The organism is Clostridium autoethanogenum DSM 10061, assembly GCF_001484725.1.
GTDB classification, from domain to species: domain Bacteria; phylum Bacillota; class Clostridia; order Clostridiales; family Clostridiaceae; genus Clostridium_B; species Clostridium_B ljungdahlii.
Window position 1 is genome coordinate 3,096,812 of the sequence record NZ_CP012395.1, and the last position, 18,188, is coordinate 3,114,999.

The following is an 18,188-nucleotide window of genomic DNA, read 5'->3' on the forward strand; positions in this document are numbered from 1 at the left end:
TACTATTTTATTACAATATATTTAAAGCCATATAAGTTAGGGAGGAAATTATTTTATGAAACATAAAGTAATAACTATAACACTTGTACTTATTATAGTTGGCAGTATTGCTTTGGTATTAGGATGTGAAAATCAATCTAAGACATCAACTAATAGTACAAGTAGTAATTCGAATATGAAGGCTTCAACTAATAAAGATACAGATAAATCGGCTGCTAAGCAAGAGATTAAGCAGAGGCAGGTTCAGGGAAAAGTAACAGATTTGGGAGCCGGTACATTTACAGTAGGGAAAGATATAGAAGAAGGATTATATGATGTCACTCCAGCAGATGGACAAGGCAATTTTATAATTCAAAATACGCAGCAACCAGATTTAACTGTAAATGAGATTTTAGGAAATGTAGGAGATATGGGTATTTCTAAAGCAAGGGTCAAGCTCGTAAAAGATGAACAAATACAATTAGAAGGTATAAACAAAACACATTTTGAACCTGTTACAGCTCCATTTATTACAGAACATAAGGCAACGTCACTTTATAGTGGAAGGTGGAGTGTAGGAGAAGATATTGGTAGTGGAAGATATGTAGTGACACCAGTAGTTGGAGAAGGAAATTTTATAGTTTACAGTAAGAATGAGATGCCTAAAGTAAATGAAATTTTAGGAAATTCTGGAGTGAAACAAGTAACTGTAAATTTAGATGATGGAGATATAATTACAATAATGTCATTAAATCAAGTTGATTTTGCACCTCAAAAATAATATAGAAACCCCAACTTAATTTTAAGTTGGGGTTTTGTTTTGATGTGAAAAATAATCTAGATTTTATAATATGAGTTTAAATTGCAAAATTGTATACTTACAGAAATGTAAGATTCACGTTTTAATTGTAAGCATCTAGTTATTGTTGTAGCTTACTTAAAAAAATATAATAGATTAAGAAAATATAATAAAAAATTTTTTGTTTAGTCACTTAAAGTAAATTAGGATATAGAGGGGGATAACAATATGGATGAAATATTAAAAGTTGAAAGCTTATCGAAGACTTATGGCAAGGGAGAAAATAAAGTTGAAGCTCTAAAGAATGTATCATTTACTATTAATAGAGGTGAATTTGTAGCAATAATAGGGGCATCTGGTTCTGGAAAAAGTACACTTCTACATATGCTGGGAGGACTTGACAGGCCAACATCAGGAAAAGTGTATATAGAAAATGAAGATATATATAAGTTAAATGAAGAAAAATTAGCTATATTTAGGAGAAGAAATATTGGGTTTGTATTTCAATTTTTTAATCTCATACCAGTTTTAAATGTAGAAGAAAACATATCTCTTCCATCACTTTTGGATAGGGAGAAAGCAGATAAAGGTTACTTAGATGAAGTAATAAGTATGCTTGGATTAAAAGAAAGGGTAACTCACCTTCCATCCGAGCTATCAGGAGGTCAGCAGCAGAGGGTATCAATTGGGAGGGCTCTTATAAATAAACCTGCACTTATACTTGCAGATGAACCAACTGGAAATTTAGACAGCAAAAATAGTAAAGAAGTAATAGAACTTTTAAAGTTATCATCAAAAAAATATAATCAAACTTTAATTATCATAACTCATGATATAAATGTAGCAGAGCAAGCAGATAGGGTTATTACTATATTTGATGGGGAAATAAAATCGGATAAATCAATCTAAAGTAGGGAGGTGATATAAGATGAATAGTTATAAGGAAATAACAAATAAATATTTAAAACACAACAAAAAGAGGACAATGCTCACTATTTTAGGAGTAATACTTTCTGTGGCATTGATTACGGCAGTGGGATTATTTATTGAAAGTCTGCAAAATTCTTTTGTTGAAAGTGCTATAAATCAAAATGGAAGTTATCATGTTAAGATTCAAAAAATTACTGCAGATGATTACAGCCAGTTAAAAGCTAATCCTAAAATTGAAAAAGTAGGTATTCAAGAAAAGTGGTTTGAAAGTAATTTAAAAGATGGAAAAAAGATTGAAATTAATAAATACAATAAATCTGCTTTAGAATTTTTACCTAAAAGCTATAATGCAGTAAAGGGAAGACTTCCTGAAAAAGAAGGAGAAATAGCAATTGAAAACTGGGCATTTAGTTATATGAAGGGTGATCTTAAAATAGGAGATACTATAAAATTTGAGGCAGATCAAGGAGAAGAAAAAAAATTTAAAATTACAGGAATTATTCAAAATCAGGCTGAAACTCAATACAATGGTACAGCTTTAGGCATGACTTATTCTACTATATTTAATATAGAAAAATCTGCAGTATATGTGAGCATATACAAAAAGGCAGGAATATCAAATACCGTATCAGAATTAAGTAATAAATTTAAAGACAACTGTATTTTAAATAAAGATTTATTGGACTATTCAGGTGAAGGCAGTAATAATTTAAATAAACAATTGTATGGTATAGCAGGTGTAATAATAGGTATAATTGTAATAGCAACTATAGCTGTAATATATAATTCTTTTCAGATAAGTGTAATTGAGAGAATGAAGCAATTTGGACTTTTGAGAGCTGTTGGAGCGACACCAGCACAGATTAGAAAAATAGTTTTGAGAGAAGCATCAATAATAAGTGCAATGGGCATTCCACTTGGGCTTTTGTCTGGAATATTTGCAATGTTTGTAGTGAGCAAGATATTTAGTATAATGTCAGATACAGCGTTTAACAATTTAAAAATAGTAATTCCCTACTATGTACTTGTTATAAGTGCATTAGTTGGAGTGATCTCAATATATTTATCTGCATTTATTCCAGCAAGAGCTGCATCAAAGGTATCACCTCTAGTTGCTATAAGCAGTAGGACATCTATATCAAAGGAAAAGATAAGCAAAAAGAGGGGAAATATTTTAAAAAGATTTTTGAACATTGAAAGTTTAATGGCATTTAAAAATATAAAGAGAAATAAGAAAAAATTCAGAGTTACTGTTTTTTCAATGGTAATAAGTATAGCACTTTTTATATTCTTTTCATCTTTTATAAATATGATGACAATTTTTACAGGTTCGCAGTCTGAGGATGTAAAAATGAATTTTGAATTAATTGGTGTAGTCGATAAAAAGGGAACAAGCTCCCTTAAAGAAAATATTATAAACAAAGTAAAGCAAAGTAAACTTGTAGATAAACAATATGTATCCTATGGAACTTATTCTTCCAATATGTTGATTCCAAATGAAAAGAGAAATGATTACTTAGTCAAAAATGCACCTAAGGTTTATAGTGATGTGACCTTTGAAAATAAAAAGATGAGTTCTATAACAACATTGTTTGATATTTATGATGATGACAAGATTAGAAGCATTAAAAGCTATATTAAATCTGGTAAGGTAGATACTTCAAATATGGCTGAAGAAAATGGTGTTGTCATAGTAAAGAATAGTATGTTAACTGTAAATAAAAAATACTATAGTGGTTCAATTACTAATTTAAAAGTTGGGGATACTATTTATATTGATAAGAATATGATGTATAGACCAGTACAGGGAGAAGATTATATTGATAAGAACAAAAAGGAAAATGAAGAGTTTAATAAAGACAATATGATAAAAGTAAAAGTAGCAGCAGTAGTAGATGATGCACCATATCAATTTTATTCAGATAATCTCAAACTTTTTCATATTATAATGACAAAAGATGTGATGAAGAATATTACTGGTAGAGATTTAAATAAGATGCCTGTAAAAATATCTGAAATACGTTTAAAGGATAAAAAAGATGAGGATAAGTTTAATAGTTTTATTGAACCAATATGTGATAAAGAAGGAGTAAAGGCTGTTGATATATCCAAACAATCTGAAGTTGCCAGGGGAAATACGATGCAGCTTATGATACTTATGTACGGATTTATAGTTGTAATTTCTCTAATAGGTGCAGTTAATATAATAAATACTATAACTACCAACCTGATTTTAAGAAAAAAAGAAATAGCATCTTTGAGTGCAATTGGCATGACTTATAAAAATATAAGACAGATGATATTAAAAGAAGGAGTTTTATATGGATTATATGGTGCATTATATGGCGGTATTGTAGGTAGTCTGTTATCTTATTCAGTATCGTCACCTATGAGAAAAATTATTGATTTTAAGTGGAATATTCCATGGAATTTGATACTTGTGAGCGGATTAGCTGCAATATTTATAGGGCTAATATCTGTAATAAAACCTTTAGCTAGAATTAAAAGGGAAAATATAATAGATGTCATAAGACAAGAAGATTAAGTGTAATATATTATATAGGGTTTCTAGATTAAAAATTGGTTTGATATATGCCATATGCTGCTAGATTTCACTGAGAATCCCATAAATTAATCTTGTAGAAGGTGGTTATATGAGGTTTGGTTTTATGTTTGTTGCTGGACTTATTTGCGCTGCTATAATTATTATGGTTGTAAAAGATAGAAAGTCAAATAAAAAGTAAAGATAACAAATTGCTTCTCTAATTAAATATACAGTGCCATTGGCTGCGGATTTACAATTTACACGGATAATTATTGATAAGCACCAGATAAAAAAATATTTCATCTGGTGCTTATCAATTTGTGTATATAACTAGACAAAAACCTTAGTTAGTGTATAGAATATATTTTAAAGATATATTGTGGAGGTGCTAATTTGAATAAAATATTACTTCTAGAAGATGATGAGGCACTGGCACTTGGAATTGATTTTACTCTTCAAGATGAGGGGTATGAAGTGAAAAGGTGTTCCTGTGTTAGTGAAGCTAAAAAAACTTTTGACAGTGAAACTTTTGACATTGTTATATTAGATGTGATGTTACCAGATGGAAGTGGATATGATGTATGTAAATATATACGTAAAAAAAGTCAGATTCCAGTAATATTTCTAACTGCTTGTGATGAAGAAGTAAACGTTGTTTTAGGACTTGATATAGGTGCGGACGATTATATAGCAAAACCATTTAGAGTAAAAGAATTTATTTCTAGAATTAAGGCAATTTTGAGAAGAACGGAAAAAAACAATTCGGATAAGAGTGATATATTAAAATCCAAAAAAATTGTTTTAAATACAACTAAATTAGAAGCCTATAGAAATGGATGTGATATGTCTCTTTCTATGCAGGAATATAAATTGTTATTACTTTTTATGACTAATCCCAAAAGAGCTATGAATAGAGAAGAAATACTAGACAAGCTTAGTGATGGAAGTGGAGATTACTTCGATACAAATACGCTTTCCGTATACATAAAGAGGATAAGAGAAAAAATAGAGGATGACTCTTCAAATCCTAAGTATATAAAAACAAAAAGAGGGTTTGGATATGAGTGGGATTTGGAAGTTGAAAAGGAGTAAAACATGAGGGAGTATTATGAAAATCCGGAACTTAGGAAAAGTTCCTGTATTATATTGATTTTAGCTTTATTGTCAATACTCATAAGTTCTTATACTATTGATAAGAGTTATGAAAAAATAAAGGATAGTTATGTAGATAATAATGCAGCTGTTGTTGGTAAAATAGTAAAGACTCATCCTGAATTGAAAAATCAAGTGGTAACTGTTATAACGAAAAATAGCAGTGGGGAAGATATAAAAAGTGGAAGAAGAATATTGAAAGATTATGGGTATAGTACAGAATTGAATATAGGTTTGATGCCTCAATTGGAAAATAATTATAGAAATTTAAGTAAGTTTTTATTTACTTCTATGGTTTGTTTTTTTGCAATAGTGTTTTTAACAAATGCTATTTTATATATAAGAATATATAAAAAACTTGAAAGACTTATATTAGCAGCAAAAAATATGTTGGATTATAATTTTGACATAAGAATTTATGAGAATGCGGAAGGTACTTTTGCAAAGCTTGCCTATGCTTTTGATAACATGAGGGTGATTTTAAAAAATAATTTTTCACAAATACAGCATGAAAAAGATTTTTTAGTTAACACTCTGTCGGATATATCACATCAAATAAAAACTCCAATTTCATCCCTTATAATATATAACGATATACTTTTGAATAGAAAGATAGATGGTAATAAGAGAATCGAATTTTTAGAAAATAGTAAAAATCAACTAAATAGAATTGAATGGCTTGTAAAAAGTTTACTCCAACTTGCAAAATTAGATGCAGGTGCAATAAAATTTAAAATGATAAGTTTAGATATAAATAAAACTGTAATGGAATCTTTAAAATTTTTAGATATAAAAGCAGAAAGTAAGAATGTTAAACTCAAGTTTTATCCTGGCAGGGATAAAATTATGTTAAAGTATGATCATAATTGGATAAGTGAAGCAATTGTAAATGTAATTAAGAATGCAATTGAACACACGAAGTCTGGTGGGGAAGTTAATGTGTTTACTGAAGTAAGTCAGGTTTGCACCAGAATCATAGTTAAAGACAATGGAGAAGGAATACCGAAAGAAGAACTTAAACATGTTTTTGAAAGATTTTATAAAGGAAAGATGAATAAAAGCACTGAATCCATTGGAATTGGCCTTGCCCTTTCAAAATCCATAATTGATGGAAACGGTGGTATGATTGATGTAAAAAGTAAGATAGGTAAGGGAACTGTTTTTACTGTTACTTTTTTAAATACAAATTAAACAGAGTTCTTGGCATCAGATGGAGTTTTGACTCCACCTGATGCTTATTAACAGGATTCTTAGCACTTCAGCTTTACTCTGACATATTTTTTAATCCTTCAATATCCTTAATATGAAAAGATGATCTGTTAAAATCAATAAGCCCTTCATCTCTCATATGACACATTTCCCGTGAAAGGGAAGGTCTTGAAACATTTAAAAATTCAGCTAATTCATTTCGTTTTAAGGGAAGTTTGAAAGTACTTTTTCCTGATTTTTTATATTGTTCTATTAAAAAGGTACTTATTTTACCTCTTAAGTTTTTGATATTTAAATACTCTACATGTTTGTTTAGCACTAGCGCCCTATTAGATATAATTTTAAACATATTGCGAATGAGAGGGCGGTGCCATGAGCACATGTTTTTACATTCACCTATAATTTTTTCACCAGGTAAAAATAAAACTGTACACTTATCTTGAGCTTCAACGGTAGCTGGAAGTACAGATTTTCCTGAAAAAACGGCCATTTCACCAAACATATCTCCTGGATTTAAATTTGTCATAAACATTCTGTTTCCTGCAGCATTTTCCTTTACTACAACAGCTTTCCCGGATATTACAATTCCAACGCTTTTAAATTCATCTCCACTTATAGCAATCAAATCATTTTTCTTGAATTGACTGATTTTAGGTTTAATGCAATTTAACATGATAGTAATATCTTCTTTGGTAATATCCTGAAATAAGCTAATTTTTGATAATATATCCACATATTTTTTAAACATTTAATCACCTTTAATTTGGTAACAGAGGATACCGATTTATTACCATTATTATATTATACTCATCTCATAAAAGCAATTAAAAAATAATAAGGTTATGGGGTGTAAATATGGATAATATGTTTTGTTTTCAATGTGAGCAAACTGCTTGTGGAAGTGGGTGTACAAAAGTAGGGGCATGTGGAAAGCAGCCTGATGTTGCAAATAAACAGGATAAACTTACATGCAAACTCATAGAACTTGCCTATGCTTCTGAAGGAAAAAATAGAGATAAGGCTGCAGATGAAGTTATGATGGAAGGTTTGTTTTCAACTATTACCAATGTAAATTTTGATGGATCAAGGATTGATGAAATTATAAATGCAGTAGAAGTACAAAGTGAAAAATTTAAATCTGACAGCAAATTCCATTTTGATGTACTTTGGGATGGAGATGCTGATATTATATCACTTCGCTCTACACTTCTTTTTGGAATTCGTGGTATGGCAGCATATGCATATCATGCCTATAAACTTGGTAAAAAAGATGAAGAAGTTATGGATTGGTTCTATAAAGGTATGAGAGCAGTTGGAGGAACTCATTCAGTAGAAGAGTGGTTGAACATTCTAATGGAATTTGGCGGTGTCAACTTAAAGTGTATGGCATTATTAGATGAAGCTAATACATCTGCGTATGGACAACCAACTCCTGTAAAAGTAACTACAAATGTTGAAAAAGGTCCATTTATAGTTATTACAGGTCATGATTTATATGATTTAAAGATGCTCCTTGAACAGACAGAGGGAAAAGGAATAAATATATATACCCATGGAGAAATGCTGCCTGCACATGGATATCCTGAGCTTAAAAAATATAAACACTTAAAGGGTAACTTTGGTACTGCATGGCAGAATCAGAGAAAGGAATTTGACAATATTCCTGCACCTATATTGTTTACAACTAATTGTCTTGTACCTCCAAAGGAAAATTATTCAGATAGAATATTTACTACAGATGTTGTAGCATTCCCTGGACTTAAACATATTACGGCAGATGAAAATGGAAAAAAAGATTTTAGTGAAATTATAAATAAAGCACTTGAACTTGGTGGATATACTGAGGACAAAAATTTTACAGGTATAAATGGTGGAAGTGTACTTACAACTGGATTTGCCCATGATGCAGTGCTTGGTGTGGCAGATAAAATAGTAGAGGTAATTAAAAATGGAGGAATCAAGCACATATTCCTGGTAGGAGGCTGTGACGGAGCAAAACCTGGAAGAAACTATTATACTGAATTTGTGAAAAAAGCGCCAAAAGATAGTCTTATATTAACTCTTGCCTGTGGAAAATATCGTTTTAATGATTTGGATTTAGGAGATATTCAAGGTATTCCACGTATTATTGATGTTGGTCAGTGTAATGATGCTTATTCTGCTATACAGATTGCTTTAGCACTTGCAAATGTATTTAAATGTGGAGTAAATGATTTACCTCTTACACTAGTACTGTCATGGTATGAACAAAAAGCTGTATGTATATTGCTTACCTTATTGTCCCTTGGAATCAAAAATATTTATGTAGGACCTTCTATTCCGGCATTTTTCTCATCAAATGTGTTGAACGTTTTAGTTGATAAATTTAGCATAAAGCCTACTACAACAGTAGAGGACGATTTAAAAGCTATATTGAAATAAGATAGAATATCTATAGAGAGTTCCTAAGTAGAAAGTTTACTTATACAAGCCATATACTAATAAAAATCATCACACTAAAAACTTTCTATAAGTCTAAAGCTCGGTATTTTGAAAATCTAAAGAAATTTATATAAACTCGTACCTCAGACATATATAAGCTTCTAAGATTTTCTAAAATACCTCACTAAGACTTATAAAAAAAGTTTTTAAGTGTGATTTCAATTTTATTAGTATTATTTTATGTATAATTTAAAATTTCAACTAGAATCGCTATATATAGATTTTTAAGTTAGAAAACTTACATATATAGGGCTTTCAATGTAAAAGCTAACTTATACTAGGAAATTCCTAGCATAAACTAACGAATTAAGTTTATCCTTTCATTACCTTTTCAAACCTAAAAAAGTTTTCTCCTCCTGGTGAACTCTCATCCTCTTTTGTAGGTGTTTCAGGATGGTTTTTATTTAAATATTCTAAAATTTTAAATCCACATTTATTTACATAAAAATGAATATTATGGATTAAATTTACCGTAAATTATATCTATGTCTTTAAATAAATTTTAAATATATTTTCATAAAAAGTAAAAGGACGCAGTCCATATACATTATCCTTTTTATATTCCCAAAATAATTTTGTACACATAACTTAATTAAACAATTTTAAGAAATATATCTAATAAATTGAAAGTTATGTTATTGGGTTTAAAAATTCTTTGATATAATATTATGTAGGTTATTTACATTAATATAAAATAGATTAAAAAGTATAATCGATTGAGATTATTTATAGAAGGGTAGAGAAGGATGAATAAAATATTAATTGTAGAGGATGATCCTAAAATCAATAAAATGGTACAAACTTTATTGAAAAAAAATGAATATGAAGTAGTAGCTGCGTTTTCTGGTACAGAGGCGCTTTTATTATTAGAAAAGGAGTCTTTTGATTTAATTTTATTGGACTTAATGCTGCCAGGATTAAGTGGGGAAGAAATTTTAGTGAAGATTAACGAACAGTTCCAAATTCCTATTATATGTGTATCGGCAAAAGATGATTTAAACACTAAACTTGAATTGATTCGAGATGGGGCAGATGATTATATAACAAAGCCGTTTAACAATGAAGAATTAATTGTACGGATAGGTGCAGTATTAAGAAGAATGAATAAGGGTATGACCATAGATAAAACCAACATATTCCGATTTAAAGATCTGATTTTAGATAGTGAAAATCATATTGTAACTATTAATGATGAGCCTATTGAACTTACTGCAAAAGAATATAGTATATTAGAATTATTAATTAGTAGCCCCAGGAAAGTATTTACCAAGCAGAATATATTTGAGAGTGTTTGGTCTGAAGAATATATTATGGATGAAAGAGTGGTAACAGTACATGTTAGTAATTTGCGTAATAAATTGAAACATGGAGAAGAATATATAAAAACAGTTTGGGGAATAGGATATAAAATGCAAGATAATTAATTGATAAAACTTGATACTTTCTTGATAAATTCTAAATTCTATTTTAATACCTTTTATTTATTATTTAAATATAGCATTAGATAATACTTTATTTTCGAAAGAAGGAGGTAAAAATATATGAGTTTAGTATTACAAACTAATGATTTAACTAAAAAATACGGAAAACAAATAGCTGTAAATAAGGTTAATCTTAATATTAAAAAGGGCGATATTTACGGTTTGATAGGGAAAAATGGTGCAGGCAAAACAACAATTATGAAAATTGCCTGTGGACTCATTTATCAGGAACAGGGGGATATTCAACTGTTTGAAAGTAGCAATTTAGAAAAGGCCAGAAAAAGAATGGGATGTGTTATTGAACAGCCAGCACTTTATCCTGACATGACAGCAAAGCAAAACTTGATTTATTATGATAAACTGCTTGGTATTACAGACTATAGTAATGTGGATGAGGTTCTAGGTTTGGTTGGTTTACAAAATACAGGTAAAAAGAAAACTAAAGCTTTTTCTCTTGGCATGAAACAGCGTTTATCCATTGCAATTTCCTTATTAGGTAATCCTGATTTTCTTATCCTAGATGAGCCTATTAATGGATTAGATCCCTCTGGTATCAAAGAAGTTAGAGAATTACTATTAAAACTAAATATAGAAAATGAAATTACTATTTTAATTTCCTCTCATATTTTAGGGGAGCTTGCTAAGCTTGCGACAAAATATGGAGTCATACATAAAGGAGTACTTATTGATGAATTTCAAGCAGTAGAATTGGAAGAACGCTGCAAAAAGTGTCTTACCATTGTAGTGAATAATTCTGAAAAAGCAGCTTACATTTTAAAAAATAACATCAACATCTCAAATTTTAAAGTATTTGATGAAGGAAAAATTTGCATTTATGATTGCTTGGATATACCAGAACAAATTAATAAAGAATTGGTTGAGAATGGTATTTTAGTATCAAGGATTTGCTTAGAAGGCAATGATATAGAAGGATATTTTGTAAAGTTGATGGAGGGCGATAAGTAATGATGAATGTAATTTTTAGTGAATTTTATAAAATATTTAGAAGCAGGATTTTTTATGCTGTTTCAATTATATTGTTAGGAATGAATGTTATTGCCTTTGTTTCAGTGTCTACTGCGACAAAATCCCAGATGTTAGGAACAGGAATTTCTAGTTATCAAGAATCTTATAGTGTAGATTTTATTTTCTATATCGTTCTCATATTTGTGGCTTGTATGATTACTGCTGAATATGCCAATGGCAATATACGACAAATGACTTGCCATGGAATAGCCAGATGGAAATTAGTTCTTGGACAGTATATAGCTATGTCTTCTGTTATTACAATAGTTTTATTAGGTTTTGGCATTTTAAATTTATTATCAACTATAATGCTATTTCAACTAGGACAAGTTGATGCGGCTGCATTTATTCGAATGAATATTGGAATGATTTGCATGTTTTGGGGTACATCAGGAATTGGTACTTTTTTGGCTTATTTATTAAAAAATGAAGGTGTTACAATTATAGTTTCTATTTTGCTAGTGGCAAGCAGCAGCTTCATAGTAAATCTGCTTACTTTGCTAACAAAGAACGATGTTTTTAAAAAATACTCTCTTACAAATATGCGTAATACCATAGTTAGTTTTAATTCAAAACCAGAGGATGTTGTGAATTATTCAATTGTATTTTTGTTAATTGGAATAATTACAGTTTTTGGATCTAGTTTATTATTCTCAAAGAGAGATGTAGATTGATTGACAAGAAGGAACAAAAATATGTTTAGATAAATCATAAATTCTTTGAAAATGTATGGTAAAGAAGAGAGGAGAGAATATTTTGGATATATTAAAAACAGAAAATCTTTCGAAAATTTATGGAAATGGTGATACAAAGGTTACTGCATTAGATAACTTGAATTTGAGAGTAGAAAAAGGCCAATTTGTTTCAATTATTGGACCAAGTGGATCGGGAAAATCTACACTTCTCCATATGCTAGGGTGTGTAGATCATCCTACAAAAGGGAAAATATATATAGATGAAACAGATATTTCGGCTATGAACGAAACAGAGTCTGCTTTATTTCGCCGACGAAAAATAGGATTAATATATCAATCTTATAATTTAATTCCTACTCTTACTGTGGAGAAAAATATGCTTTTACCTATGTTATTAGATAATGTGAAACCAAAGAAAGAAGAATTTAATAATATTGTGGAAATGCTTGGCTTGACGGAAAGACTTAATCATTTTCCAAATCAGCTTTCTGGTGGTCAGCAGCAAAGAGTTGCTATAGGACGAGCACTAATGTGTAAGCCGTCTATTATTTTGGCAGATGAGCCAACTGGTAATCTTGATAGAAAAAACACCAAAACAACTATTGATCTTTTAAAACGTTCAAACAAGGAGTACAAGCAGACAATTGTTATGATTACACATGACGAAGAAATTGCCACCTTAGCTGATAGAAGTATTAAAATTGTTGATGGAAAAATAGTTTCAGATGAGGTGATAGGGCAGTGAAAATAATGAATGAATACACCTATAACCAAATAAAAAAGAATAAGAGGCATACAATCTCTATATTAGTGGCTATAACAATTGCATCGGCTTTGCTATGTTCGCTTTGTATATTTATTTACTCTATGTGGGGAGCAAAGGTAACATCAACAATTAAAAATGGAGGTTATTGGCAAGGAGAATTAAGAGAGGATATATCTGGAGATAAACTTAAAAAAGTTCAAAAAGATCCAGCTGTTAAAACTACAATGGTTAAAGGAACTTGGGTTACTGCTAAGCTTTCTGATACAAAACTTCCATATTTTTTAATGAGAGATGCAGATGAAAATTTTTGGCACGATATGAATTTGAAAAATGAGCTTATACACGGCAGGCTTCCTAAAAAAAGTGGGGAAATAGTGGTATCAAAATTATTTTTTACAGATAATCCTGCATACAAAATTGGTGATAAGCTAACGCTTCCAATAGGAAATAGAATGTTAAACAATAAAGTACTTAAAACTCAAGCTTATAAAAGGTTAGGTGAAACATTTAAGGTAAATGGAACTAAGACTTATACAATAGTTGGTGAATTAGACATTTCAGGAAGTTCAGCTTATCCAGGGTATATTGCAATGGGATATTTAAACATTTCAGATATCAAACAAAATGACAAACTAACTGTTTATATGCTCTTTAATAATCCGTATAAAATATATAAAACATTGCCACAAATCGCGCAATATTCTGGAGTAACTAAAGATAAATATGGAAAATATAATGTTATGTATAATAACCAATTGCTAAATTTATATGGAATTAGTAATAACAGTGACGCAAATACCCAATTTGTTCTAATTATGGCTATAGTAATAATTTTATTTTTACTAGTCATGGGCACGTTTATTCTTATTATTTATAATGCATTTTCACTATCTGCTAATAGCAGAATTAAGGAATTGAGTATTCTAAAAAGCTTAGGAGCAACTCCAAAACAAATTAAATATTCTGTTCTTTATGAAGGATTTTTGCTATGGCTTATTCAATTACCAATTGGTTTAATTGCAGGATATGTTTTTAGTTATGGTGTATTTTCTAAAGTCAATAGAATTCTTAGTGTTGAAAAAGGTTATAGTAACATACATGTTTCTTTCTCATTCATAGTAATTGCTTTTTCAGTAATCATCTCATTAATTACTGTTTTAACCTCTGCATATATTCCAGCAAGAAAAGTGGCAAAAGTGTCAGCTGTTTCTGGAATACGTCAGAATATCAAAATGGCAAAAATAAAAAATCATTCAATGATTAAAAAAATATTTGGTATAGAAGGTGAACTAGCAAGTTCTCAAGCTTCAGCCAATAAGAAGAGTTTACGTACAGCTACCTTATCTATTTCAATATGTTTTATTTTAATAGCAGCCTATATTAATATTATTTCAATATATAAATTGGCGAATTCTAAGAACGAGAAAATAGTTAGCCATGACATTACCCTTAATTTAAATACTATTGATGAGCCAAATGAAAAAATGATTAATAAAATTATATCTCTACCTGAAGTTAAAGACAGTGTAATTAGAAGGCAAGTACGTACATCAACTTATTTAGCATCAAATCAGGAGTCAAAAATTTTTGCTAAAGCTGGTGGATTTGCTGGAGTTGACTACAAAAAGTACAACGTATTAAAACAAAATGGCAGATATAGAATTATAGTGAATTTAGTAGGATTGAATGATGAAGCCTTTAAGAAGTATTGTGGAAAAATTGGTACTAATTCGGGAAAATATTATAAAAAAGATATAGCAACAGGTATACTATTAAATAGCACACATTATAAACCAGATAATTCTAATGAGGTGAAACTATTACCTTTGTTAAATACAAAAGCTGGAAGTAAAATGCTTTTATATGAAAAAGTAGAAGATAACATGCAAACAAATAATAAATTCAAGATTAAAGTAGGTGATGTTACAGGAGTTTCTCCAAGTGACATAAAAACTAATAGATACAGTTTAGCTTTAATTATTCCTATGAAAAATTATAAACAGATAGTTGGTAATTTTTCATTAAGTCGTGAGCTTGAAGCTAATATAATGTCAATTGATTTATTAGTGGGAGATAAGGCAAGTCCAAATGTAAAGAAAAAGCTAACACAAATTTGTAATTCCTACTTAGGATCGCAGGATTTTACAATATGGAGCTTAGTAGACGAAAAGCATCATGGAGAGCTTGTTCAGAAAGCTATTTCAATTAGCGTTTTTGCTGTTGCTTTAATGATTGGAATAATTGGCATTTTCAATACATTTTCAACTGTTTCAAATAATATTAGACTGCATAAGAAAGAATTTTCTATGCTGCGATCAGTTGGAGTAACACCTAAAGGATTAAATAAAATGTTGACATTAGAAGGTCTATTTTTTGCATTGAAACCAATTATTATTGGCATTCCAGTTGTATTTATCATTTGTTTTTATATGTTGAGATTAACATCAATAACGTGGAATGAATTTATAGTTGTTTTTCCAGGTACGGCAATTTTGGTTTATGTTATGATAATATTTATGTCTATATTTATGTCATATTGGATTTCTTCTAAATCAATTAAACAAAATAATATTATAGAGGCAATGAAAGATGAAGTAGTATAATTTTAGCTTTTGTATAGGCACAAGGTAGTTAATATAAAGGAGTTAATATGAAAAACATTTGGATAGTTACAACTTTTTTGTCCCTTTTCATGCTTGTCATGCTTATTTTTTATCATTTATATTATCGCATGAATATTAAACATATTACAAAACAATTAAAGGAAATTATGAATATAAAAGATACCAATGAACTTTTGACGGTAGTAGTAAAGCAAAGAGATATTGCGGAGTTGGTTAATCAACTCAATAATTTAATAGGAGATATAAGAATGTCTCGTATAAAAATTAAAAGATTAAACAGAAATTTTAGACAGAGTATAACTAATATTTCTCATGATTTACGTACACCATTAACAACTGCTAGTGGATATGTTCAAATGCTCCAGACAAATGTTACAGAGGAAGAATACCAAGAGTATTTAGCAATAATACTAGAACGGCAGAATATGGTTAAGATACTACTAGAACAATTATTTGAGTATGTACGTATTGAATCAGGTGATATTACTTATGAACATGTGCCTATAGATGCAAAAAAAGTTTTGGTAGATACACTTGCCATGTACTATGATGATTTTTATAAAAAGGGACAAGAACCAACTGTTCATTTGCCAGAAAAACCATGTATAATACAGGGAGATGAACAGGCAGTAAAAAGGATATTTTCAAATATTTTATTTAATGCAATTGTACATGGTAATGGAGGATATTGCTTTAAAATCCATGAAGCAGACAGTAGTTATATATTTACTTTTTCTAATCTTAGTGAACCTATGACCAGGGATGATTTAGATTATATTTTTGAACGTTCTTATACAAAAGATAAATCTAGAAATAAAAAAACTACAGGATTAGGGCTTACGATAGCCAGAGAAATTACTGGATGGTTAAATGGAACAATAGAAGCTTCTTATGATGATGGCAAATTCTCAATATCTATTTTATTACCTAAAATTTAATAAATATATAAAAGTGATGTAATTTGGCTACGAAAATAATTTTGTGTACACATTATGAGCAAAAGGGGCTGTCGCACTAAAGTAAATACTACAATATGTTGTATTGATTTCTAATTCACAAGTCAACATATCGTATGTAAATTGCTTAGTGCCACAGCCCCTTGAAATTATATTTACAAATTAAGGCATCTATATATTTTAAACGTATTATAATTTTTTATAAAATCTATTGACGTCTCATAGCTGCTATCTGTCGTCAGTTAACTGCAATGACATCTTTGTAAGAGACAAAATCTGGAGAGTAGCAAACTAAAAATTTTTTATTTATTTAATAGATTTTTTAAGCTTATAGGGGTAATTGGAGCATCCGTGTAACCAGGGGCAAAGTAGAAATAAAAATATTTACGGACTTAAACTAAGTACATATTAACATTTATTTTAATTTTTATGACAGATTTTTTTCAGCATAGATCTTTGATTTAAAGAAGAAAAACATTATTATTAAAATCGTAAGTAAAGGTGAAATGTATTCAGGTACTTCAACATGAAACCCTTCAAGAACCATAACAATGCCAAGACATAGCACCGAGTACATAGCACCATTTTTGAGATAAATATATTTTTTAATTTTCTCTATACTTCCCATTGTAATCTTTCTAACAACAATAGCACCAATCCCATTACCCAATATAATTAATGGGATTGACATTGTAAATGCAAATGCTCCTAAAACTCCATCAATTGAAAATGTAGTATCTATTATCTCCAAGTATAATATTTTACTTATATCTGACATTTCGCTAGTATTGTCAATTAACTTTTTTTCGTTTTCTTCAGCATTTTTTTTAAATCCATCGGTTATAAAAAAGGCAGATGATCCAATTACAGCCGATAAAGCAAGTACTGGATTGTATTTTAAAGCTACTGCTACAATACCAACTAAAATAACTGAAACAACAGCATAAAACCAAGTACCATTTTTTAGAAAGAATTCTTCAGTTGCAAGTCCTAAATGCTTATCTTCAATAAATAACCAATGGAGAAACAAGAATACAAGAAACACCCCGCCTCCAAGCATAAGTATAGGTGTTGAATATTCTATTGATTCTATTATATGTGGATCATTTGAAAAAGTTGCAGTTAATGCTCCAATAGGACCAAGAGATTGATTTGTAGCCCATACAATAGCCCAAGGTAATAATCCTCTTACTATAAATACTGCAAATAATATTCCATATAATAAGAACCATTTTTTTGCCTTTTCAGACATGGTTGATAAAACTTCAGCGTTTATTACAGCATTATCTATACTTGAAACTACCTCAAATAAACATAAGCCTATTATGATCAAAATAATTGATATAATTCCCATAAAAATTGATCCTTTCAAATAAAAAATTCAGGTTTTTGATAACACTTATTATAACATAACTCACAAAATATCATACATTGGCTCTCTATTTTTTTAAGTCTTTTATTTTGATATATTGCTTTGAACTATAAAGTTTTTAGCATTTATTACTTCTTTATATGTATCAAATATTTGAATCACTTAATAATGTA

General features: G+C 29.5%; 14 protein-coding genes. 12 read left to right on the forward strand and 2 right to left on the reverse strand.

All coding sequences use genetic code 11. From position 1 onward, the window contains the following. Positions 1–55 precede the first annotated feature (55 nt). The 5 genes from CLAU_RS13995 (at position 56) to CLAU_RS14015 (ending at position 6,596) form a co-directional block, all read left to right on the forward strand. On the forward strand, positions 56–760 hold the full coding sequence (locus CLAU_RS13995) for a hypothetical protein (protein ID WP_013237433.1): 705 nt from the start codon (positions 56–58) through the stop codon (positions 758–760). Between the two features lie 246 nt (positions 761–1,006). Continuing rightward, the gene (locus CLAU_RS14000) at positions 1,007–1,687 is read left to right on the forward strand and encodes an ABC transporter ATP-binding protein (protein WP_013237434.1); all 681 of its coding nucleotides are present in this window, start codon (positions 1,007–1,009) and stop codon (positions 1,685–1,687) included. A 19-nt stretch (positions 1,688–1,706) separates the two neighbouring features. After that, the gene (locus CLAU_RS14005; RefSeq protein ID WP_023162888.1) at positions 1,707–4,253 is read left to right on the forward strand and encodes an ABC transporter permease; all 2,547 of its coding nucleotides are present in this window, start codon (positions 1,707–1,709) and stop codon (positions 4,251–4,253) included. A 393-nt stretch (positions 4,254–4,646) separates the two neighbouring features. After that, positions 4,647–5,345, forward strand: a complete 699-nt coding sequence (locus tag CLAU_RS14010) for a response regulator transcription factor (protein WP_023162889.1) — start codon at positions 4,647–4,649, stop codon at positions 5,343–5,345. Between the two features lie 3 nt (positions 5,346–5,348). After that, complete coding sequence (locus CLAU_RS14015) at positions 5,349–6,596, forward strand: sensor histidine kinase (protein ID WP_013237437.1); 1,248 nt, start codon at positions 5,349–5,351, stop codon at positions 6,594–6,596. Between the two features lie 73 nt (positions 6,597–6,669). On the opposite strand, the gene CLAU_RS14020 is transcribed toward CLAU_RS14015, so the two are convergent. Then, complete coding sequence (locus CLAU_RS14020; protein WP_013237438.1) at positions 6,670–7,362, reverse strand: Crp/Fnr family transcriptional regulator; 693 nt, start codon at positions 7,360–7,362, stop codon at positions 6,670–6,672. A gap of 107 nt (positions 7,363–7,469) precedes the next feature. Here CLAU_RS14020 and hcp point away from each other — a divergent pair, with 107 nt between their 5' ends. From hcp to CLAU_RS14055, 7 genes are all read left to right on the forward strand, one after another. Continuing rightward, complete coding sequence (gene hcp / locus CLAU_RS14025) at positions 7,470–9,035, forward strand: hydroxylamine reductase (RefSeq protein ID WP_013237439.1); 1,566 nt, start codon at positions 7,470–7,472, stop codon at positions 9,033–9,035. 806 nt (positions 9,036–9,841) lie between these two features. Continuing rightward, the gene (locus CLAU_RS14030; protein ID WP_013237441.1) at positions 9,842–10,519 is read left to right on the forward strand and encodes a response regulator transcription factor; all 678 of its coding nucleotides are present in this window, start codon (positions 9,842–9,844) and stop codon (positions 10,517–10,519) included. Positions 10,520–10,636: 117 nt separating this feature from the next. After that, positions 10,637–11,542, forward strand: a complete 906-nt coding sequence (locus tag CLAU_RS14035) for an ABC transporter ATP-binding protein (RefSeq protein WP_013237442.1) — start codon at positions 10,637–10,639, stop codon at positions 11,540–11,542. Continuing rightward, the gene (locus tag CLAU_RS14040) at positions 11,542–12,276 is read left to right on the forward strand and encodes an ABC transporter permease (RefSeq protein ID WP_013237443.1); all 735 of its coding nucleotides are present in this window, start codon (positions 11,542–11,544) and stop codon (positions 12,274–12,276) included. Before CLAU_RS14035 ends, CLAU_RS14040 begins: the two co-directional genes overlap by 1 nt. 82 nt (positions 12,277–12,358) lie before the next feature. Then, entirely contained in the window at positions 12,359–13,042 is a 684-nt protein-coding gene (locus tag CLAU_RS14045) for an ABC transporter ATP-binding protein (RefSeq protein ID WP_013237444.1), read from the forward strand. Positions 13,043–13,047: 5 nt separating this feature from the next. Then, on the forward strand, positions 13,048–15,666 hold the full coding sequence (locus CLAU_RS14050) for an ABC transporter permease (RefSeq protein WP_013237445.1): 2,619 nt from the start codon (positions 13,048–13,050) through the stop codon (positions 15,664–15,666). A 47-nt stretch (positions 15,667–15,713) separates the two neighbouring features. Further along, entirely contained in the window at positions 15,714–16,625 is a 912-nt protein-coding gene (locus tag CLAU_RS14055) for a sensor histidine kinase (protein WP_023162891.1), read from the forward strand. A gap of 445 nt (positions 16,626–17,070) precedes the next feature. Here CLAU_RS14055 and CLAU_RS14060 read toward each other — a convergent pair whose 3' ends face one another. Further along, positions 17,071–17,997, reverse strand: coding sequence for a DUF475 domain-containing protein (locus CLAU_RS14060; protein WP_029170144.1), 927 nt, complete (start codon positions 17,995–17,997; stop codon positions 17,071–17,073). Positions 17,998–18,188 lie beyond the last annotated feature (191 nt).